Origin of the sequence: Rathayibacter sp. AY2B7 (assembly GCF_002931635.1) — a bacterium.
Lineage (GTDB): Bacteria > Actinomycetota > Actinomycetes > Actinomycetales > Microbacteriaceae > Rathayibacter.
In genome coordinates, this window is sequence record NZ_PSUC01000025.1 from 12,594 (window position 1) to 33,147 (window position 20,554).

Here is a 20,554-nt window from a genome sequence, read left to right on the forward strand (position 1 = left end):
CGCTACAGGGTGGCGGAGGCGCCCTCGTCCGCACCCGGGGCGGGCTCCCCGTCGCCGTCGGCGTCGTCCCCGTCGGTCTCCGCCAGCGACCCGTCGGGCACCGCCGCGCCGCGCACGGGGACCCGCGCCGGATCGAGCTCGCGGCCCAGGCGGACGAAGGCGGCGACGTCCAGCTCCTCGCCGCGCGCGGTCTGCGGGACGCCGGCCCGCTCGAGCGCGACGATCGCCGCGGCGCTGTCGCCGAAGAGGGTCGCGAGCGACTGGCGGAGCATCTTCCTCCGCTGCGCGAACGCCGCGTCGACGACCGCGAAGACGGCGCGGCGCAGGGTCTCGTCGCCCGGCTCCTCGCCGCGGTCGAACGCGACGAGCACGCTGTCGACGTTCGGCACCGGCCAGAAGATCTGACGCGAGACCGCGCCGCCCGTCGTCCAGGAGCCGAACCACGCCGCCTTGACGCTCGGGCCGCCGTAGACCTTGGAGCCGGGACCGGCGGCGAGCCGGTGCCCGACCTCGGACTGCACCATCACCACTCCGGACCGGATGCTGGCGAAGTGCTCGAGGAAGTGCAGGAGCACCGGCACCGAGATGTTGTACGGGAGGTTGGCGACGAGCCGGACCGGCTCCCCCGGCAGGTCGAGCACCTTCATCGCGTCGGCGTGCACGACCGCGAGATCGGCGCCCGGCGCCATCAGCTCGACGGTGCGCGGCAGCTGCTCGGCGAGGCGCCCGTCGATCTCGACGGCCACGACCTGCGCGCCCGCCTCGAGCAGGCCGAGGGTCAGCGATCCGAGGCCGGGGCCGATCTCGACGACGGTCTCCCCCGGGCGCACCCGAGCGAGCTTGACGATGCGGCGGACCGTGTTGGCGTCGTGCACGAAGTTCTGGCCGAGCTTCTTGGTCGGCGTGACGTCGAGCAGGCCCGCGAGGTCGCGGATCTCGGCCGGGCCCAGCAGGCGCGGGATCGCGGCGGCCGTCGGCTCGGCGGCGTGGCGGCCGCTCATGCGAGGGGTCCGACCGGCTCCGTCGGCTCGGAGCCGACCTCGCCGCCCCACTCGCCGTACACGGCCTCCGTGTTCGACGCGATCGTCGCGGCCAGGTGGCCGACGTCGGTCTCGAGGGTCGCGGCCATCGAGCGCAGGGTGTGCGGGAGGAGGTAGGGCGCGTTCGGGCGGCCGCGGAAGGGCGACGGAGTGAGGTACGGCGCGTCGGTCTCGACCAGGATGAGGTGCCGCGGGGTCGCGACGAGCGCCTCCCGCAGCGGCTCGGCGTTCTTGAACGTCACGGTGCCGGCGAAGGAGAGGTACCAGCCCTCGTCCGTGCACATCCGCGCCATCTCCGCGTCCCCGGAGAAGCAGTGGAAGACGGTGCGCTCGGGGGCGCCGACGCGGCGCAGGGTGTCGATGACCTCGCGGTGCGCGTCGCGGTCGTGGATCTGCAGCGCGAGGTCGTGCTCCTTCGCGATGCGGATGTGCTCCTCGAACGAGCGGAACTGCGCGGCGCGGCCGCTCTCGCCGGTGCGGAAGAAGTCGAGCCCGGTCTCGCCGATGGCCCGCACCCGCGGCTGCTCGGCCAGCTCGGCGATCACGGCGAGGGCGGCGTCGAGCTCGCCGCGCTCCTCCAGCTCGGGCGCCTCGTTGGGGTGGATCGCGACGGCGGCCAGCATCCGCGGCTCGCTCGCCGCCTGCTCGGCCGACCAGCGGCTCGTCTCGACGTCGGTGCCGACCTGGACGACGCCGCGGACGCCGACGGTGGAGGCCCGGTCGAGCTGCTCGCGGTGGTCGAGCGGCTCGAGGCCGTCGGCGATCTCGAGGTGCGTGTGGTTGTCGTAGACGGGGACGACGAGCGCCTCGGGCAGCGGCGGGTACGTCAGGTCGCGGCCGGACGAGGCCTCGCGGGAGCGGACGTGCTGGCTGTCGGTCATGCGCTCCAGGCTACCGGGAGGGCTCGCGGGGGCCGGAGTCCCGGGCCGACGAGGGCCGAGAGGCGGCCGCTGAGGCGCCCTGAGCGGATCGGGTCAGCACCCGATCGGATCGGGACAGCCCGCCTCCCGCACCGCCGGGAGGCTGGAGCCATGACAGACACCGAGCTCCTCGTCCCTTCCGCATCCGGCTCCCTCGCCGGGCGCCACGCCCTCGTCACCGGATCCTCGAGCGGGATCGGCGCGGCCATCGCCCGCCGCCTCGCCGGGGCCGGCGCTCACGTCCTCGTGCACGGACGCGACCCCGAGCGGGTCGGGTCCGTCGTCCGCGGCATCCGCGCCGACGGGGGCACCGCCTCCGCGCTCGTCGCCGACCTCGCGGGCACGCCGGAGGAGACCCGCGCCGTCGCCGCCCGGGCGCTGACCCTCCTCGACGGGCGGATCGACGTCCTCGTCAACAACGCCGGAGTGTTCCCGGTGGGGCCGACCGCCGACCTCAGCGACGCCGACGTCGAGTCCCTCCTCACCACGAACATCCGCGTGCCGCACCAGCTCGTCGCGGCGATCGCCCCCGCCATGGTCGAGCGCGGGAGCGGAGTGGTCGTCAACATCACCTCGTGGATGGGACGGGTGGGAACGCCCGGGACCGCGCTCTACCCCGCGACCAAGGCAGCGCTGGAGCACCTCACGCGGGCGTGGGCGGCCGAGTACGGCCCGAGCGGCGTGCGCGTGGTCGCCGTCGCGCCCGGCGCGACCCTCACGCCCGGCAACGAGCACGCCGCGGCGATCCTGGAGCAGATGACCGCGTCCGCCCCCGCCGGCCGGCCCGGACGTCCGGACGAGATCGCCCTGGCCGTGCGCTGGCTCGTCTCGGACGAGGCCTCGTACGTCCACGGCACGACGCTCGACGTCGACGGAGGCATCGTCGGCGCCCGCGTCTGACACCGCGTCACGCGCCGCTCGGAGTCCCCGCGACAGCGCCCGCCGCTCAGTGGATCTGGACGAGCGGCCCGGGGTGGAGCGCGGCGTCGGCCGCGGGGGTCGTCTCGTAGGCGCGACGGTAGTCGCGCCCGAAGTGCGACGCGCTCGCGTAGCCGACCGCGGCCGCGGCCTGCGCGGCGGTGTCGCCCCGGACCAGGAGCAGCCTCCTGGCCTCCCCGAGGCGGAGCCGCCGCAGGTAACCCAGCGGCGACATCCCGGTCAGCTCGCGGAAGCGGCGGGTGAGCGTGGGCACGCTGGTGCCCGCCTCCGCGGCGAGCGCGCCGAGGGTCCAGCCGCGCGAGAGCGACGCGCTCATCGCCTCGACCGCACGGGAGACGGCCTCCGAGCGGACAGTGCTGGACGCGGCCAGCAGCCGCGGCGCCTGGTCCGTCTGCAGCAGCCGCAGCACGAGCTCGCGCGTGATCGCGGGGGCCAGCACCGGGATGTCGGCGGGGGCGTCGAGCAGACGGAAGAGTCGGCGCAGCGAGTCGGCCATCTCCTCCGTGACCGTGCCGATCCGCGGGGCGGGAGCCCGCGGGGCCGTCCGGGGGGCGAGCGCCGCGATCTCGGCCACCACGAGCGGGTCGAGACGCCAGTTGGCCGACAGGAAGTCGCCGCGGTCGCCGGTCTCCACGACGGCCGCGACCACCGGCAGATCGACGGGGGTGATCAGGAAGCGGCCGGCGCCCCACCGCTCGTCGGAGTCGCCGACCACCGAGCGCTTCCGGCCGGCCAGCACCAGGCTGAGGGTCGGCGGGAACCGGGTGTAGACGAGCTCGGTCGGAGCGGTCACCCGGTGCAGGCGCAGGGCGAGCGCGGCGGCGCGCTCGGGGTGCCCGACGTGGCGCCGGGTGAGCTCGGCCGCCTGCTCGAGAGCGTCGAGCACCTCGCGCGTCATCAGCGCCCCGCCGTCCACGGAGCGGAGGGCCGCTCGCACCCGGCCCCCCGCGTTCGGATCACGGCCGTCGGGCTCTCCCCTGCGGATCCTCCGCCGGCGAGTCCGCACCGCTCGGCTGCTCGGTCCACGGGTCGAGGCGCGGCCGTCAGGACGCGGGAGCCTCGATGCGCGGGAAGAGCGCGGCGAGCGTGCCGACGGTGGTGCCGACGGGGAGGACTCCCCACCGGCCCGCCTCGCGGATCGGCTGCGCGGTGAGGGCGCCCAGCGACTCCGTCACGCCGAGCGCCTCCCAGAGGGACGCCGTCGCGCGCGGCACGACCGGCGAGAGCAGCACGGCCAGGGCGCGGAGCCCCTCCGTCGCGGTGTAGAGCACCGTGCCGAGGCGCTCGCGCTCCTCGCGCTTGGCGAGTGCCCACGGCTCCTGCTCGGTGATGTAGCCGTTGAGCTCCTCGACGATGCTCCACACGGCGGTGATCGCGTCGTGGATCGCGAGCGCGTCGATCGACCGGTCGGCCGACGCGGCGGCCTCGGCGACGATGCGCTGCACGCGCTCCTCCGCCTCGGTCGGCTCCCCCGGCGCGGGCACGACGCCGTCGTAGTAGCGGTGCAGCATCGCGACGACCCGCGAGGCGAGGTTGCCGAAGCCGTTCGCGAGCTCGGACTGGTAGCGCGCCGACAGGTCCTCCCACGAGAACGAGCCGTCCTGGCCGAAGGTGATGGCCCGGAGGAAGTAGTAGCGGAAGGCGTCGGAGCCGAAGGTGTCGGTGATCTGCTCGGGCGCGATGCCGGTGAGCTTCGACTTCGACATCTTCTCGCCGCCGACCAGCAGCCAGCCGTGGCCGAACACCTGCCGGGGCACCTCGAGGCCCGCGGCCATGAGCATGGCGGGCCAGATCACGGCGTGGAAGCGCAGGATGTCCTTGCCGACGATGTGGGTCGCGGGCCAGCGGCGCTCGAACTCCGCCTCGTCCTGGCCGTAGCCGACCGCGGTGATGTAGTTGAGCAGCGCGTCGAACCAGACGTAGACCACGTGCGAGTCGTCCCACGGGACCTTCACGCCCCAGTCGAAGCTGGAGCGGGAGATCGACAGGTCGGCCAGGCCCTGGCGGACGAAGCTGACGACCTCGTTGCGCGCCGACTCGGGCTGGACGAAGTCGGGTCGCTCCTCGTAGAGCGCGAGCAGCCGCTCGGTGTACTCGCTCATCTTGAAGAAGTAGTTCTTCTCCTTCAGCAGCTCGACCGGCTTCGAGTGGATCTTGCAGACGTACTGGCCGTCGTAGTCGCCGGTGCCCTCCTCGAGGTCGGACAGCTGCTTGTACTCCTCGCAGCCCACGCAGTAGTAGCCCTCGTACTCGCCGGTGTAGATGGCGTCCTCGTCGTACAGCTTCTGCAGGAACTTCTGGACGTTGACCTCGTGCCGCGCGTCCGTGGTGCGGATGAAGTCGTCGTTGGCGATGTCGATGGTCTCGAGCAGCGGCTGCCAGGCGGTCCTCACGAGGCGGTCGGCCCACTCCTGGGGGGTCGTGCCGTTGGCGGTGGCGGTGCGGAGGATCTTCTGGCCGTGCTCGTCGGTGCCGGTCAGCAGCCAGGTGTCGTCGCCCGCCTGGCGGTGCCAGCGGGTGAGCACGTCGGCGGCGACCTCGGTGTACGCGTGCCCGATGTGCGGGACGTCGTTCACGTAGAAGATCGGGGTCGTGAGGTAGAAGGAGGCGCCGTCGGACATGGCGACCATCCTATTCACCGCGCGGCACCGCTCCCGGCGTGTGACGGAGGCCGTGGACGACCGGCCGCGATCGCCGCCGGGGAGGGAGCCCTCAGCCGCGGCGGGAGGCGAGCGCCGCCTCGTAGAGCGCGCGGCGCGAGAGCCCGGTGATCTCGGCGACCTCGGCCGACGCCTCCTTGAGCCGCGATCCGGCCTCGACGCGGGCCAGCACGTCGGCCAGCGCGTCCTCGAGCGACGCCTCCCTCGCGGGGGCTCCCTCGACGACCAGGCAGATCTCGCCGCGCAGGCCGTCGGCCGCCCACTCGGCCAGCTCGGCCGCCGTGCCGCGCCGGACCTCCTCGAACATCTTGGTGAGCTCGCGGCAGACGACGACGCGCCGCTCCGGGCCCATCGCCTCGACCAGGTCGGCGAGCGCGTCGCCGATCCGGTGCGGGGACTCGAAGAAGACCATGGTGCGCCGCTCGTCGACGAGCGCCCGGAAGGTCGAGACCCGCTCGCCGTGCCGGCGGGGCAGGAACCCCTCGAAGCTGAAGCGGTCCGTCGGGAGCCCGGACACGGCGAGCGCCATGAGCACCGCCGAGGGACCGGGCAGCGCGGTGACCGCGACTCCCGCCGCCACCGCCGCCTCGACCAGGTGGTAGCCCGGGTCCGAGACCGTGGGCATGCCCGCGTCGCTCAGCACGAGCAGGTCCTCCTCGCGGGCCAGCTCCACCAGCTCGGCGGCGCGCTCGCGCTCGTTGTGGTCGTGCAGCGCGTAGAGGGCGGGCCGGTTCTCGACGCCCAGGGCGCGCATCAGCTGGATGGTCACGCGCGTGTCCTCGGCGGCGACGTGGCGGGCGGAGCCCAGCGCCTCCACGAGCCGGCGGGAGGCGTCGCCGAGGTTTCCGATGGGAGTGCCGGCGAGGATGATCATGCCGCCAGTCTCCCAGGCCGGGTCCGGGGCCTCCCGCCGCGGATCGCCGCCGTCCCGGGAGGAGGCGCCCCGTTAGCATGGCCGGGTGACGGACCGACCGCAGCGCGACTTCGACGACCTGCTCCTGGACGCGGCGGGATCGGCGCGCTCGGTCCCGGTGGAGCCCGCCGAGGCGTCCGCACCGCGCGAGCGCACCCCGCTCCCGGACGTGCCGCGCGGCTCCTGGTTCGACGACCTGCACACCCGGCTCGTCGCCTCCCCCGCGCGCCGCCGGCTGTACGAGCTCGGACTGCCGCTGCTGGTGGTCGCCCTGGCCGCGGTGCTGCGGCTGTGGAACCTCGGCCACCCGCGCTCGCTCGTGTTCGACGAGACCTTCTACGTGAAGGACGCCTGGACCCTCTGGAACCTCGGGTTCGAGGGCGCCTGGCCCGAGAACCCGGACCCCGGCTTCGCGGCCGGCGACGTGGACACCTTCACGGGGGCGCCGTCCTTCGTGGTGCATCCGCCGCTGGGCAAGTGGATCATCGGGCTCGGGATGGGCGTGTTCGGCGCGGACGACAGCGTCGGCTGGCGCGTCGCGACCGCCGTCGTGGGGATCCTCGCCGTCGCGCTGGTGATCGTGATCGGCCGCCTCCTGTTCCGCTCCACCCTCCTCTCCTCCTTCGCGGGGCTGATGCTCGCGCTCGACGGCCACGCGATCGTGATGTCGCGGGTGTCGCTCCTGGACGGGATCCTGATGTTCGTCGCGCTCTGCGGGGTCGCGGCGGTGCTGCTGGACCGGCGCTGGGCCGAGCTGCAGCTGGCGCGGAAGGTGGCGGCGGGAGCGCTGCCGAGCTGGGGGCCGGTCCTGTGGTGGCGGCCCTGGCTGCTCGCGGCCGGCGTGCTCTTCGGCCTCGCCGCGGGCGTGAAGTGGACGGGCGTCTACTTCCTCGCGGCGTACGGCGTGTACGCGGTGGTCGTCGACGCGCTGATGCGGCGCCGTGCGGGCGTGCCGTTCTGGGGCAGCGGCGCGATCCTCAAGCAGGGTCCGGTCACCTTCCTCCTGGTCGTGCCGATCGCACTGATCGCCTACCTCGTCACCTGGACGGGCTGGCTGCGCACCTCCGGCGGATGGGCCCGGCAGTGGGCGTCGGAGGCCCCCGGCAACGCCTGGACCGGGGCTCTGGCGTGGGTGCCGGACTGGGCGCAGAGCCTCTGGCACTACCACGTGCAGATGTACGACTACTCGATCAACCTGCGGGCCTCGCACCCCTACGAGGCGAACCCGCTCACCTGGCTGCTCATGCTCCGGCCGACCAGCATGTACTTCGTCGACCAGGCGACGGGCGTCGACGGCTGCACCGCCGCACGCTGCGACGAGGCGATCACCTCGGTCGCCAATCCGCTCATCTGGTACGCCGGAGTCCTGGCGCTGGTGTACCTCCTCTACCGGCTCGCGCGGTACCGGGAGTGGCGCGCCGGCTTCGTGCTGATGGGGATCGTCGCGGGCTACCTGCCGTGGCTGCTCTACCTCGACCGCACGGTGTTCCAGTTCTACTGCGTCGTCTTCGAGCCCTACATGATGCTGGCGCTGGCGCTGACGGCCGGGATCGTGATCGGGAGTCCGGGCGACGAGCGGAGGCGGCGCACCCGCGGCGTCCTCGTGGTGCTCGTCTTCGCGGTGGCGGCGGCGGCGCTGACGGCCTACTTCCTGCCGCTCTGGATCGGCGCGCAGACGTCCTTCACCTTCTGGCAGGCCCACATGTGGCTGCCCTCGTGGGTCTGATCCGGCGGCTGGGCCCGGGAGTCGCGGCCTGCGCCGTCACGGCGGTGATCGCGGCCCTGCTGCACGCGACGGTGCCGGCAGTGCCGATGCTGACCGCGGCGGTCGCGCTCGGGATCCTCGTGGCGCAGCTGCCCGCGGCGCGCCCCCTGCTGAGCGGGGCGCTGGCGCCGGGCCTGAAGTTCTCGTCCCGCTCGCTGATGCGCACCGGCATCGTCCTGCTCGGGCTGAAGCTCTCGCTGATCGACATCGCTGCGCTGGGCTGGGGCGCGATCCTGGTCGTCGTCGGGATCGTCCTGGCCACCTTCGGCCTGACCTGGGCGCTGGGCCGGGCGCTCCGGCTGCCCGGGCAGGAGCCGCTGCTGCTCGCGGCGGGCTTCTCGATCTGCGGGGCCTCGGCGATCGGCGCGATGGCCGGAGCGACCCGGGCGAAGGAGCAGGAGCAGGCGACTCCGGTCGCGCTGGTGACGCTCTGCGGCACGCTCGCGATCGCGGTGCTCCCCGCCCTGCAGCAGCCGCTCGGGCTCTCCGACGTGCAGTTCGGGCACTGGGTCGGCGCCTCGGTCCACGACGTGGGCCAGGTGGTGGCGACGGCCCAGGTGGCGGGAGCGTCGGCGCTGGCCGTGGCGGTCGTGGTGAAGCTGACCCGAGTGGTCATGCTGGCGCCGATGGTCGCGGTGGCGGCGGCGGTCACGAGGCGCGGCGGCGGGACCGGCGGGACGCGCCCGGCGATCGTGCCGCTGTTCGTGGTCGGGTTCCTCGCCGCGGTGCTGCTGCGCACACTCCTCCCCCTGCCGGAGGGACTGCTCGCCGCCGCCGACACCGCGCAGACCTGGCTCCTCGCCGCGGCGCTCTTCGCGCTCGGCAGCGCCGTCCGGGTGCGCGCGCTCGTGACGACGGGGTGGCGTGCTCTGCTCGTCGCCCTGGTGTCGTGGGCGGCGATCGCGGCGATGGGACTGGCCGCGGTGCAGCTGGCGCTCTGATCGGCGCTCCGATCCGCTCGGCCGCTCTGTCGCGCACGGTCGCTCTGCACTGCGGGGCCGCTCTGTTACGCGATGCGTCGCTCCGGCGCGGCGGTGTCGGCGGCTCCCGCTAGCGTCGATCGCATGGCAGATCGTGAGTACGGCTTCAAGACGCGTGCGATCCACGCGGGCAACATCCCCGACGCGGTGACGGGCGCCCGCGCTCTGCCGATCTACCAGACCAGCGCCTTCGTCTTCGACGACACCTCCGACGCCGCGGCCCGCTTCGCGCTGCAGAAGTACGGCAACGTCTACTCGCGCCTGTCGAACCCCACGGTCGCCTCCTTCGAGGAGCGCGTCGCGAGCCTCGAGGGCGGCCTCGGCGCCGTCGCCACGGCCTCCGGGCTCTCGGCGCAGTTCATCACCTTCGCGGCGCTCGTCGGCGCGGGCGACCACGTGGTGTCCTCCGCCAACCTCTACGGCGGATCGATCACCCAGCTCGACGTCACGCTCCGCCGCTTCGGAGTGGACACCACCTTCGTCCGCTCGAGCGACCCGGCCGACTACGCGGCGGCGATCACCGAGAAGACCAAGGTGCTGTACGCCGAGACGATCGCGAACCCCTCCGGCGAGATCGCCGACATCGAGGGCCTCGCCGCGGTCGCGCACGCCGCCGGCATCCCGCTGATCATCGACTCCACGGTCGCCACGCCCTACCTCGTCCGCCCGATCGAATGGGGCGCCGACATCGTCATCCACTCGGCCACCAAGTTCCTCGGCGGACACGGCACCACGCTCGGCGGCGTCGTCGTCGAGTCGGGGCGCTTCCACTACTCCCCCGAGAAGTTCCCGCTGCTGCACGACCCGGTCGCCTCCTACGGAGACCTGTCGTGGGACGGCAACTTCGGGGAGTACGGCTTCCTCACGCGCCTGCGCGCGGAGCAGCTGCGCGACATCGGGCCGGTCCTCGCTCCGCACTCCGCGTTCCTGCTCGCCCAGGGCGTCGAGACGCTGCCGTATCGGATCCAGGCGCACGTCGACAACGCGCGCCGCGTCGCCGAATGGCTCGACGCCGACTCCCGGATCGAGGCCGTCTACTGGGCCGGGCTCCCCGCGCACCCGCACCACGACCGCGCGCAGAAGTACCTGCCGAAGGGACCGGGCTCGGTCTTCAGCTTCGTGGTGAAGGGCGGCCGCGCCGTCGGCCAGACCTTCATCGAATCGGTCGACCTCGCCAGCCACCTCGCCAACATCGGCGACGCGAAGACGCTGGTGATCCACCCGGCGTCGACCACCCACGCCCAGCTCACCGAGGACCAGCTCCTCCACGCGGGCGTCCTCCCCGGACTCGTCCGCCTCTCCGTCGGCATCGAGGACGCGGACGACATCATCTACGATCTCGACCAGGCGCTCGCCCGCGCGGTCGAGGAGCACGGCACCCCCGACGCTCCGACCGAGCTCCCCGAGGACACGACCACCACCCTGCACACCCCGGCCGTGGAGGTCTGAGCATGAGCACCACCGACACCGCCGACACGGTCGTCCAGCTGTCCAACGGGCTGAGCTGCTCGGTCCCGGCGAACTCGCCGCTGGCGAAGATGCTGCGCTCGCAGCGCACCTGGGTGGGCCCCGACGCCCGCAGGCGACTCGACATCCTCCGCCGCGCGAAGACCGTGGCGATCGTCGGCGCCTCGCCGAACCCGGCCCGCTCCTCCTACTTCGTCGCCACCTACCTGCAGCAGTCGAGCGACTACGAGCTCTACTTCGTGAACCCGAACGCCACCGAGATCCTGGGGCAGCCGGTCTACCGCAGTCTCGCCGAGCTCCCGGTCGTGCCCGACATCGTCGACGTGTTCCGCAAGGCGAGCGACATCCCCGCCGTGATCGACGACGTCCTCGCCGTCGGCGCGCCCACGGTCTGGGTGCAGCTGGGGATCTGGAACCAGGAGGCGGCCGAGTACGGCGAGTCGAAGGGCCTGACCGTCGTGATGGACCGCTGCATCAAGGTCGAGCACGCCCGCTTCCACGGCGGCCTGCACCTGCTCGGCTTCGACACCGGCCAGATCTCGGCGCGCAAGACGCTGCGCTGATCCGCCGCCGACCCTCGTCGACGCCGGATCTCCGTGGCGCTTCGTCGCGGGCGCGGCTCGAGCGGCGCACTCCGCCGGCCCCGGCGTAGTCTCAGTGGATGAGCGCCTACGTCTCCGTCCTCGACCTGTTCAGCGTCGGGATCGGCCCGTCCAGCTCGCACACCGTCGGACCGATGCGCGCCGCCCTCGCCCTCGCCGAGCGGATCCGCGACGCCGGGCTCCTCGGCCGCGTGAGCCGGGTGGGCTGCACCCTCTACGGCTCGCTCGGCTCCACCGGGATCGGCCACGGCACCCCCGACGCGGTGGTCGCCGGCCTCGCCGGCCTGGACCCCGAGACGTGCGACCCGGCGCTGGTGCGCGGGGCGTGGCAGCGCCTCGACGCGGAGGGGACGATCCTGCTGGCCGGCGAGCAGCGCCTCGCGATGACGCGCGACGACGTCGTCTTCGAGCCGCGCACGAGGCTGCCGGAGCACCCGAACGCCCTCACCTTCAGCGTCTGGGTCGGCGACGACGCGCTGCCGGTGTGGGAGGAGACCTACTACTCGATCGGCGGCGGCTTCATCCGGCGCGCGGGCGAGCGCGCCGAGCTGGCTGCGCTGGCCCCGCACCCCTACCCCTTCGTCTCCGGGCTCGACCTGCTGGCGACCTGCGATCGGACCCGCTCCGGCATCGCCGAGATCGCCGCCGCGAACGAGCGCGCTCTGCACCCCGGGGTCGACATCGACGCCCGCCTCGACGCGATCTGGGACGCCATGGCCGCCTGCGTCGAGCACGGCCTGGCGACCGACGGCGTGCTGCCGGGCGGCCTGGGCGTCCGCCGCCGCGCCTCGGTGCTGCGCGTGCGCCTCGAGGCCTTCGAGGAGGACCCTCTCGACCGCGCCCGCGCGACCTCGGTGGAGTGGCTCCACGCCTTCGCCCTCGCGGTGAACGAGGAGAACGCCGCAGGCGGGCGCGTCGTGACGGCTCCGACGAACGGAGCGGCGGGCATCATCCCCGCCGTCGGGCACTACTACCTCCGCTTCGTCCCGGGCGCCGATCGCGCGGGGCTGCGCCGCTTCCTCCTCACCGCCACCGCGATCGGCTCGCTCTGCAAGTCGAACGCCTCGATCTCCGGTGCGGAGGCGGGCTGCCAGGGCGAGGTCGGCTCGGCCTGCGCGATGGCCGCCGGAGCGCTCTGCGCCGTGCTCGGCGGCAGTCCGCGCCAGGTCGAGAACGCGGCCGAGATCGCGATGGAGCACCACCTCGGACTGACCTGCGACCCGGTCGGCGGCCTCGTGCAGATCCCCTGCATCGAGCGGAACGCGATCGCCTCCTCCACCGCCGTGAGCGCGGCCCGCCTCGCGCTGCACGGCGACGGCGACCACCGCGTCTCGCTCGACGCGGTCATCGAGACGATGCGCCAGACCGGCATCGACATGTCGTCGAAGTACAAGGAGACGAGCGAGGGCGGCCTCGCGGTCAACGTCATCGAGTGCTGAGCGCCCGGCGGCGTCCGTGACCGTGCGTGACGCACGGGGGCGCGCGTGTCGGCGGTCGCGCCTAGCGTGGGGCGGGTGAGCACCTCCTCCGTCCCGTACCTCGCCCGGCCGATCGTCTCGACCCAGTGGCTCGCCGACCAGCTCGGCCGCGAGCACCTCGTCGTCGTCGACGCCAGCGTGCTGCTCGTGCCCGGCTTCGACGGGCGGCCCGGCTACCTCAGCGGCGACGAGCAGTACCTCCTCGAGGGGCATGTCCCCGGCGCCGTGTTCGGCGACCTGCTCGAGCAGCTGTCCGATCCGGCGGATCCCCTGCCCTTCACCCGGCTCGACCCGGAGCGCTTCGCCGCCGCGACGGCCGCGCTCGGCATCGACGACGACTCGGTGGTCGTCGTGTACGACTCCGCGGTCGGCCAGTGGGCCTCGCGCCTGTGGTGGCTGCTGCGCTCGGCCGGGCACGACGCCGTCGCGGTGCTCGACGGCGGGCTCCCGGCCTGGCGGCGGGAGGAGCGCCCGATCGAGACGGGGCACGTCGAGCCCGCCGTGGGCGGAGGGATCAGCGTGCGCGAGGAGCGGCCGCTCTGGATCGACAAGGCCGGCGTCGAGAGCGTCGTGCGCGGCGAGGCTCCCGGAGCGCTGGTCTGCGCGGTCCCGCCGAAGGAGTTCACCGGGGAGGAGGGGCGCCGCCCCCGCCTCGGACACCTGCCGGGCTCGCGGAGCGTCCCCGCCGGGCGGCTCGTGGACCGGGCCGACAACACGCTCCTGCCGCCGGAGCGGCTGCGGTCGCTGTTCGGAGACGCTCTCCAGGCCGAGCGGATCGTCCTCTACTGCGGCGGCGGGATCGCCGCGACGGCCGATGCGCTCGCCCTGGCGGTGCTCGGAGTCCACACGGCGGTCGTCTACGACGGCTCGCTCAACGAGTGGGCCGCCGATCCCGCGGCGCCGCTGGTGGTCACGGCCGCGTGAGCAGCTCCTCCGGGAGGCGGGTCGTCGGCAGGGCGCAGACGAAGGCCTCGCAGGAGTAGGCGGTCGGCAGCCCCTCCCGCGAGATCCGCCCCTCGAACAGCTCGAAGCCCGCGTCCGCCCAGTCCCGGGCGCCCTCGTCGGACACGCCGACCAGCACGCCGATCCCGGCGGACCGGGCGCCCTGCACCGCCTCCGCCGCTCCGGGGCCCACGACGACCAGCTGCCGCACCGGGCGAGCCAGCCGCGAAGCGAGCCCGAGCACGGCGCCGAAGCCCATCGGCCGGCGGACCGCGCCCGGAGCGATCGAGGCGACGACCGCCTCGGCCGCCTCCCGGTAGCGCTGCGATCCGGTGAGCAGGTACAGCTCGTGCGCCGCGTCCGCCGTCGCCGACAGGCCGGAGGGGGAGGCGCCCTCGGAGGGATCGGCCGCGAGCAGGAGTCCCCGCGCGGTCAGCGCCGGGTCTCCTCCCCCGGGCAGCGCGAACGGCAGCGGGCCGTCGGCCGCGTCGAGTGCGCCGTCGATCAGGGTGCGCGCCGCGACCGCGTAGCGCGGGCGGCCCTCCGCCAGGGCGAGCTCGAGGAGCCCGCCGGCCAGCATCCCGAGGTCCTCCAGCGCCGGGCGGGCCGCGGAGACGGCACCGTCGAGGGAGGCGCGCACCGCGACGCGGCCGTCGGCGAGGTGCCGCTGCAGCACCGCGTCCGCCGCGCGCCGGGCGGCGTCGATCCACTCCTCCCGTCCGAGCACGCGTCCGGCGCGGGCGAGCGCGCGGATCGCCAGACCGTTCCAGCCGGTGACGACCTTCTCGTCGAGAGCGGGAGGCGCGAGGCGGGACCGGTCCTCGGCGAGGTAGTAGCCGCCCTCCGAGCGCTGGCCGTCGACGATGCTCTCCGAGTCCTGCGCCGATGCGAAGCCGCCGCCCGGCCGCTCGAGAGTGTTCAGGAGGAACGCGGCGACGCCCTCCGCGATCCCGGTCAGCTCCTCCACCCGGGCGCCGTCGTGCCCGAGCAGGACGGCCGCGACGTCGAGCAGCTGCGCGTTGTCGTACAGCATCCGCTCGTAGTGCGGATCGCTCCAGTCGGCCTGCGTCGCGTAGCGGAAGAAGCCCCCGTCGCGGTCGCGGAGAGGGGACGCGCCCAGCGCGAGCAGCGTGCGCTCGGCGAGCGCCGCTCCCGAGGGCCGCGAGGCCAGGAACCCGAGCACGGGAGCCACCGGGAACTTCGGGGCGCCGCCGAAGCCGCCGCGCACCCGGTCCTCCTCGTCCGCGAGTGCGCGGACGGCGCCGTCGAGCTCGGCGTCGCCGGGCAGCGCGGAGTCGGCGGGCAGCGCCGCGGTCGCCTCGCGCAGAGCCGCGGCCAGGCCCCCCGCCGTCGCCTGCACCTCGTCGCGCCGCAGCCGCCACGCCTCCGAGACCGCGTCGAGGACGTCGGAGAAGGCGGGCACGCCGCCGACGGCGCGCGGCGGGAAGTAGGTGCCGGCGAAGAAGGTCTCGCCGGCGGGGGTGGCGAAGGCCGTCAGCGGCCAGCCGAGCTGCCGGGTGAACGCGCTCGCGGCTGTCAGGTAGGCCGTGTCGACGTCCGGGTGCTCCTCGCGGTCGACCTTCACCGCGACGAAGTCCGCGTTCAGCCGCGCGGCGAGCACCGGATCCGAGAACGACTCCCGCGCCATCACGTGGCACCAGTGGCAGGTGGAGTAGCCGATCGACACCATCACCGGGACGTCGCGGCGCACCGCCTCGGCGAACGCCTCCTCGCCCCAGGGGAACCAGTCGACCGGATTGTCCGCGTGCGAGCGGAGGTAGGGGCTGACACTGGAGCGCAGACGATCGGCCATGCGCTCCACGCTAGACGCGGGCGGAGCCTGCGGTCAGGGGGTTGCCGCGGACGGAGGGTCAGGAGGTCCGCGGGGCGCCGACGTCCGCGGGTCTCCCCCGCCGCCGGGCCGCCCGGCCCCTCAGCGCTCGAAGAACCAGCCCGACGGCCGCTCCGTGCCGCGCACGACCGTGCCGCCTCCGCCGCTCCCGCCGCGACGGCCCACCGCCAGGTAGGCGAGGCTGCCGATGAACGGCGCGATCACGATGAACGCCACCCAGGAGACCTTCGCGACCTTCGAGAGCCTCGGGTTCGACAGCACGCCCCGGATCGCGAAGAGCAGCAGCACGATGTTCAGCACGACCAGCAGGGACTGCGGATTCATCGGGGTGCTCCACGGGATCGTGCGCCGCGGTCGACCGGCGCCGGAGCGCCCGACCGGGCAGGGTGGCCCGCGATGTTTCACGAGACAGGGCATTGTCGCACGCGGCGTAGGATGGAGGGCTCATGTCAGACGTGCTCAGCATCCGCTACCCGCCCGAACTCCCCGTGTCGGCGCGGCGCGAGGACATCGCCGCCGCGATCCGCGACCACCAGGTGGTCATCGTCGCCGGCGCGACCGGATCGGGCAAGACGACCCAGCTGCCGAAGATCTGCCTGGAGCTCGGCCGCGAGAGCATCGCGCACACGCAGCCCCGGCGCATCGCCGCGCGCACCATCGCCGAGCGCATCGCGGAGGAGCTCGACGACGAGGTCGGCGGGCTGGTCGGCTACCAGGTCCGGTTCACCGACAAGGCGTCCGCCTCGACGCGGATCAAGCTGATGACCGACGGCATCCTGCTCAACGAGATGAACCACGACCGGATGCTCAGCCGGTACGACACGATCATCATCGACGAGGCGCACGAGCGCAGCCTCAACATCGACTTCCTCCTGGGCTACCTGCACCGCCTGCTGCCGCAGCGCCCCGACCTGAAGGTGATCATCACCTCGGCGACGATCGACCCGCAGAGCTTCGCGGCCCACTTCGCCGACGCCGCCGGCGAGCCCGCGCCGATCATCGAGGTCTCCGGCCGCACCTACCCGGTCGAGATCCGCTACCGCCCGCTGGTCGCCGAGGAGCCGGAGGAGGACGACGACACCGACGTCCCCGACGCGACGAGCGGCAGCCGCGACCTGATGACCGGCATCGCCGACGCCCTGGCCGAGCTGGCGCGCGAGGATCCGGGCGACGTCCTGGTGTTCCTCTCGGGCGAGAACGAGATCCGCGACGCCGAGGACGCCATCCGCGGTCGGAACCTGCCGGGCACCGAGGTGCTCCCCCTCTACGGGCGCCTGTCGGCGGCCGATCAGCACCGCGTCTTCGAGAAGGGGCGCACCCCCGGCGTCCGCCGCCGCGTTGTGCTCGCGACCAACGTGGCGGAGACGAGTCTCACCGTCCCCGGGATCCGCTACGTGATCGACGGCGGCACGGCCCGCATCTCGCGCTACAGCGCGCGCTCGAAGGTGCAGCGGCTGCCGATCGAGGCGGTGTCGCAGGCCTCCGCGAACCAGCGCTCCGGCCGCTCGGGCCGCACCAGCGCGGGCATCGCGATCCGCCTCTACTCCGAGGAGGACTACCTCCGCCGCCCCGAGTACACCGATCCCGAGATCCTGCGCACGGGCCTGGCCGCGGTCATCCTGCAGATGATCTCGCTCGGACTGGGCGACATCGCCTCGTTCCCGTTCCTCACTCCGCCCGACTCCCGCGGCATCAAGGACGGCCTCGACCTGCTCACGGAGCTCGGCGCCCTCCGCGTCCCCGGCTCCCCCTCCGCCGCCTCCGCCGCGCCGCGAGACGCCGCTCCGGTGCGCGGCACGCCGCCGAGCGCGCACTCGAGCGGCGTCCCGCGCAAGGGGGCGGAGGCCGCGCCGCAGCTCACGCGCATCGGGCGCGACCTCGCGCGGCTCCCCATCGATCCGCGCTTCGGCCGGATGGTGATCGAGTCGCGCCGCCACGGCGTCAGCCGCGAGGTGATGGCGATCGTCGCGGGCCTCACGATCCAGGACGTCCGCGAGCGCCCCCTCGAGCGCCGCGCGCAGGCCGACCAGCAGCACGCGCGCTTCGTCGATCCCACCAGCGACTTCCTCACCCTGCTGAACCTCTGGAACTACGTGGAGGAGAAGCAGGAGGAGCTCTCCTCGAGCGCCTTCCGGCGCCTGTGCAAGGCCGAATACCTCAACTACCTGCGCGTGCGCGAGTGGCAGGACGTGTTCCGCCAGCTGCGCCAGCTCGCGCGCCCCCTCAAGCTCGAGCTGGGCGAGCCGAAGGTCGACCCCGACGGGATCCACCGGAGCCTCCTGGCCGGCCTGCTCTCGCACCTGGGCATCAAGGACACCACCTCGCAGCAGGCGCAGCGCGCGGCGAAGAGCCGCGAGCGTCAGAACGTGCAGTACATCGGCGCCCGCAACGCGAAGTTCTCGATCTTCCCCGGCAGTGCCCTGGCCAAGAAGCTCCCCGACGCGGTGATGAGCGCCGAGCTGGTCGAGACCAGCCGCCTCTTCGCCCGCTCGAACGCCGCGATCGATCCGGCCTGGGCCGAGGCGATCGCGGGCGACCTCGTGAAGCGGCAGTTCAGCGAGCCGCACTGGGAGAAGTCGCAGGGCGCAGCCGTCGCCTACGAGAAGGTCACCCTCTTCGGCGTGCCGATCATCGCCCGCCGCCGCGTCCAGTTCTCGCGGATCGACGCCTCGTACGCCCGCGAGCTGTTCATCCGGCACGCCCTCGTCGAGGGCGAGTGGGAGTCGCGCCACGCCTTCGACCGCAAGAACCGGGCCCTGCGGGCCGAGCTCGAGCGGCTGGAGGAGCGCACGCGCCGCCGCGACCTGCTCGTCGACGACGAGGCCGTGTTCGACTTCTACGACCGCCGACTCCCCCGCGACATCACCTCGGTGCGCTCGTTCGACTCCTGGTGGCGGACGACCCAGCACGACGAGCCCGATCTGCTGACGATGACGCAGGAGACGCTCCTCCCCGAGGACGCGGAGCAGATCGACGAGACCGCGTTCCCCACGCAGTGGCGCCAGGCCGACCAGCGCTTCCGCCTCTCGTACCGGTTCGAGCCGGGGACGGAGGAGGACGGAGTGACGGTGCACGTGCCGCTCGCGCTCCTGCCCCGCGTGACGCCCCTCGGCTTCGACTGGCTGGTGCCGGGACTCCGGGCCGAGCTGGTCACCGCGATGATCAAGGCGCTGCCCAAGCACCTGCGCCGGAACGTGGTGCCCGCGAACGACTGGGCGCGCAAGCTCACCGCGTCCCTGCCGCACGACGTGCCGAACCCGCCGACGGAGTCGTTCGCGGCGACCCTGGCCGGAGCGATCCGCCGCGAGGCCGGCGTGGTGGTGCAGCCCGAGGACTTCGACCTCGAGCGCATCCCCTCGCACCTGCGGGTCACCTTCGCCGTCGCCGACGAGCGGGGGCGCACGGTCGCCGCCGGCAAGGAGCTCGCCCCGCTGGCCGAGCGCCTGCGCGGCCGGGTCCGCGACGAGGTCGCCCGCGTGGTCGAGGCCCGGGTCCCCGACGCGCTCGAGCGCCGGGGCCTGAAGACCTGGGACATGCCGGAGCTGCCCCGCGTCACCGACACCCGGCAGGGCGGGAACACCATCCGCGCCTACCCCGCCCTGATCGACGACGGCGACTCGGTCTCGATCCGCCTGCTCGCCACGGCCGAGGACCAGGCGCGCGAGCACCCGCGCGGCGTGCGCCGCCTCCTCCTGCTCGCGACGCCGAGCCCCGTCGCCTACGTGCAGCAGCACCTCACCTCGAACGAGAAGCTCGTGCTCGCGCAGAGCCCGTACCAGAACACGACCGCGCTCTTCACCGACTGCCTGCTCGCCTGCGTCGACGCGGTCCTCTGGCGGATGAAGCCCGACGGGATGCTCTTCCTCCGCGCCGAGTTCGACGCCGTGCGCGACCGGGTCTCGGCGAGCGTCATGGACGCGATGTTCGAGACCGTGAAGACGGTCACGACGATCCTCACCACCGCCCGGGGCGTCGAGAAGGCGCTCAAGGCCTCGACGAGCATGGCGCTCCTGCCCGCCCTCACGGATGCGCGGGAGCAGCTCTCGGGCCTGGTCTACCCGGGCTTCGTCTCGGCGACCGGAGTGGAGCGGCTGCGGCACCTCCCGCGCTACCTCGGCGGGATCACCGAGCGCTTCGGAAAGATCGCCGAGAACGTCGGGCGCGACCGCGTCTGGCTGAACGAGGTGCAGGCGGCCCAGGAGCTCTACCGCTCGGCAGGCGGCGTCGTGCCGCTGCCCGCGCACGCCCCGGAGCGGATCGCGCGCGCCCGCTGGATGATCGAGGAGCTGCGGGTGAGCTTCTTCGCGCAGTCGCTCGGCACCGCCGAGAGCGTGTCGCTGCAGCGGATCCGCAAGGTGCTGGCCGGCTGACGCGCCTCTCCGCCGAGGGAACCGCGACCCGTCGAGGGGCCCTCGGGCAGCGGTCTCCCTCGACGAACCGCAGTCCCCTCCGGAGCGCTAGTGTCGTCCGGTGGGCAGCTACACCGATCTCCTGAAGACCCCCGGGGTGGGGCGCATCATCCTCGCGCAGCTGACCGCGCGCTTCCCGTTCGGGATGCTCTCGCTGGCGTTCCTCCTGCACGTGGAGCGGGTGCACCACTCCTACGCCGCCGCCGGCCTCGTGCTCGGCTCGATGTCGATCGGGCAGGCCATCGCCGGGCCGCTGACCAGCCGCCTGATGGGGCGGCTCGGGATGCGCCGCGTGCTGACGATCACCCTCGTGGTCTGCGCGGGCGCGATCATCGCGATGGCCGTGCTCCCGCTCGAGGTGTGGCAGTTCGTCGTGATCGGGTTCGTCGCCGGCCTGAGCATGCCGCCGGTGCAGCCGGCCGTGCGGACCATCTACCCCAAGATGGTCACCAGCTCGCAGCTGACCCCGCTCTTCTCGCTCGACGCGTCCGCGCAGGAGATCATCTGGGTGCTCGGCCCGGTGCTGGCGACGCTCGTGTCGATCCAGGTGTCGACGGTCGCGGGCATCCTGACCGCCGCCGCGTTCC

16 protein-coding genes are annotated in these 20,554 nt (G+C 73.6%); 9 read left to right on the forward strand and 7 right to left on the reverse strand.

Features of this window, described 5'->3' with window-relative positions:
* Positions 1–2 precede the first annotated feature (2 nt).
* Together rsmA and C5C27_RS06530 are read right to left on the reverse strand one after the other, a co-directional pair.
* Entirely contained in the window at positions 3–1,001 is a 999-nt protein-coding gene (rsmA, locus tag C5C27_RS06525) for a 16S rRNA (adenine(1518)-N(6)/adenine(1519)-N(6))-dimethyltransferase RsmA (protein ID WP_181073461.1), read from the reverse strand.
* A complete protein-coding gene (locus C5C27_RS06530) occupies positions 998–1,921 on the reverse strand; it encodes a TatD family hydrolase (protein WP_104237683.1) in 924 nt (307 codons plus the stop codon). Before C5C27_RS06530 ends, rsmA begins: the two co-directional genes overlap by 4 nt.
* 150 nt (positions 1,922–2,071) lie before the next feature.
* On the opposite strand from C5C27_RS06530, the gene C5C27_RS06535 reads away from it, so the two are divergent.
* Positions 2,072–2,860 carry an SDR family NAD(P)-dependent oxidoreductase gene (locus tag C5C27_RS06535; protein ID WP_104313949.1) on the forward strand — a complete coding sequence of 263 codons (789 nt, stop codon included), beginning with the start codon at positions 2,072–2,074 and terminating at the stop codon, positions 2,858–2,860.
* Positions 2,861–2,906: 46 nt separating this feature from the next.
* Here C5C27_RS06535 and C5C27_RS06540 read toward each other — a convergent pair whose 3' ends face one another.
* The 3 genes from C5C27_RS06540 to rsmI all read right to left on the reverse strand — a co-directional run bounded on the left by C5C27_RS06540 (position 2,907) and on the right by rsmI (position 6,433).
* Positions 2,907–3,836 (reverse strand): AraC family transcriptional regulator, encoded by a 930-nt coding sequence (locus C5C27_RS06540; protein WP_258066528.1) that lies wholly within the window; start codon positions 3,834–3,836, stop codon positions 2,907–2,909.
* A gap of 106 nt (positions 3,837–3,942) precedes the next feature.
* A complete protein-coding gene (metG, locus tag C5C27_RS06545; RefSeq protein ID WP_104274308.1) occupies positions 3,943–5,520 on the reverse strand; it encodes a methionine--tRNA ligase in 1,578 nt (525 codons plus the stop codon).
* Between the two features lie 91 nt (positions 5,521–5,611).
* Positions 5,612–6,433, reverse strand: a complete 822-nt coding sequence (rsmI, locus tag C5C27_RS06550) for a 16S rRNA (cytidine(1402)-2'-O)-methyltransferase (RefSeq protein WP_104226923.1) — start codon at positions 6,431–6,433, stop codon at positions 5,612–5,614.
* Between the two features lie 85 nt (positions 6,434–6,518).
* Between rsmI and C5C27_RS06555 the strand changes: the two genes are divergently transcribed.
* The 6 genes from C5C27_RS06555 to C5C27_RS06580 all read left to right on the forward strand — a co-directional run bounded on the left by C5C27_RS06555 (position 6,519) and on the right by C5C27_RS06580 (position 13,688).
* Positions 6,519–8,198, forward strand: a complete 1,680-nt coding sequence (locus C5C27_RS06555) for a dolichyl-phosphate-mannose--protein mannosyltransferase (protein ID WP_258066529.1) — start codon at positions 6,519–6,521, stop codon at positions 8,196–8,198.
* A complete protein-coding gene (locus tag C5C27_RS06560; protein ID WP_258066530.1) occupies positions 8,189–9,178 on the forward strand; it encodes a YeiH family protein in 990 nt (329 codons plus the stop codon). Before C5C27_RS06555 ends, C5C27_RS06560 begins: the two co-directional genes overlap by 10 nt.
* Positions 9,179–9,301: 123 nt before the next feature.
* A complete protein-coding gene (locus C5C27_RS06565; protein ID WP_104313951.1) occupies positions 9,302–10,666 on the forward strand; it encodes an O-acetylhomoserine aminocarboxypropyltransferase/cysteine synthase family protein in 1,365 nt (454 codons plus the stop codon).
* A 2-nt stretch (positions 10,667–10,668) separates the two neighbouring features.
* A complete protein-coding gene (locus C5C27_RS06570; RefSeq protein ID WP_104237688.1) occupies positions 10,669–11,247 on the forward strand; it encodes a CoA-binding protein in 579 nt (192 codons plus the stop codon).
* Positions 11,248–11,345: 98 nt separating this feature from the next.
* Positions 11,346–12,725 (forward strand): L-serine ammonia-lyase, encoded by a 1,380-nt coding sequence (locus C5C27_RS06575; protein WP_104313952.1) that lies wholly within the window; start codon positions 11,346–11,348, stop codon positions 12,723–12,725.
* A 75-nt stretch (positions 12,726–12,800) separates the two neighbouring features.
* Positions 12,801–13,688, forward strand: coding sequence for a sulfurtransferase (locus C5C27_RS06580; RefSeq protein WP_181133466.1), 888 nt, complete (start codon positions 12,801–12,803; stop codon positions 13,686–13,688).
* Here the strand turns inward: C5C27_RS06580 and C5C27_RS06585 are convergent.
* Both C5C27_RS06585 and C5C27_RS06590 read right to left on the reverse strand, forming a co-directional pair.
* Entirely contained in the window at positions 13,675–15,519 is a 1,845-nt protein-coding gene (locus C5C27_RS06585; protein WP_104313954.1) for a thioredoxin domain-containing protein, read from the reverse strand. The genes C5C27_RS06580 and C5C27_RS06585 overlap by 14 nt on opposite strands.
* Positions 15,520–15,639: 120 nt before the next feature.
* Complete coding sequence (locus tag C5C27_RS06590) at positions 15,640–15,882, reverse strand: PLDc N-terminal domain-containing protein (protein ID WP_160033960.1); 243 nt, start codon at positions 15,880–15,882, stop codon at positions 15,640–15,642.
* Positions 15,883–16,004: 122 nt separating this feature from the next.
* Here C5C27_RS06590 and hrpA point away from each other — a divergent pair, with 122 nt between their 5' ends.
* Together hrpA and C5C27_RS06600 are read left to right on the forward strand one after the other, a co-directional pair.
* Positions 16,005–19,928, forward strand: coding sequence for an ATP-dependent RNA helicase HrpA (gene hrpA, locus C5C27_RS06595; RefSeq protein WP_104313955.1), 3,924 nt, complete (start codon positions 16,005–16,007; stop codon positions 19,926–19,928).
* Between the two features lie 100 nt (positions 19,929–20,028).
* The coding region (locus tag C5C27_RS06600) for an MFS transporter (protein ID WP_146079618.1) at positions 20,029–20,554 on the forward strand (526 nt) is incomplete at its 3' end.

Bases quoted from the DNA above. Each gene is read 5' to 3' on its own strand.
- C5C27_RS06590 (WP_160033960.1), bottom strand. From the start codon at position 15,882: ATGAATCCGCAGTCCCTGCTGGTCGTGCTGAACATCGTGCTGCTGCTC.
- C5C27_RS06585 (WP_104313954.1), bottom strand. From the start codon at position 15,519: ATGGCCGATCGTCTGCGCTCCAGTGTCAGCCCCTACCTCCGCTCGCAC.
- C5C27_RS06565 (WP_104313951.1), top strand. From the start codon at position 9,302: ATGGCAGATCGTGAGTACGGCTTCAAGACGCGTGCGATCCACGCGGGC.
- C5C27_RS06575 (WP_104313952.1), top strand. From the start codon at position 11,346: ATGAGCGCCTACGTCTCCGTCCTCGACCTGTTCAGCGTCGGGATCGGC.
- hrpA (WP_104313955.1), top strand. From the start codon at position 16,005: ATGTCAGACGTGCTCAGCATCCGCTACCCGCCCGAACTCCCCGTGTCG.
- rsmI (WP_104226923.1), bottom strand. From the start codon at position 6,433: ATGATCATCCTCGCCGGCACTCCCATCGGAAACCTCGGCGACGCCTCC.
- C5C27_RS06570 (WP_104237688.1), top strand. From the start codon at position 10,669: ATGAGCACCACCGACACCGCCGACACGGTCGTCCAGCTGTCCAACGGG.
- C5C27_RS06535 (WP_104313949.1), top strand. From the start codon at position 2,072: ATGACAGACACCGAGCTCCTCGTCCCTTCCGCATCCGGCTCCCTCGCC.
- metG (WP_104274308.1), bottom strand. From the start codon at position 5,520: ATGTCCGACGGCGCCTCCTTCTACCTCACGACCCCGATCTTCTACGTG.
- rsmA (WP_181073461.1), bottom strand. From the start codon at position 1,001: ATGAGCGGCCGCCACGCCGCCGAGCCGACGGCCGCCGCGATCCCGCGC.
- C5C27_RS06530 (WP_104237683.1), bottom strand. From the start codon at position 1,921: ATGACCGACAGCCAGCACGTCCGCTCCCGCGAGGCCTCGTCCGGCCGC.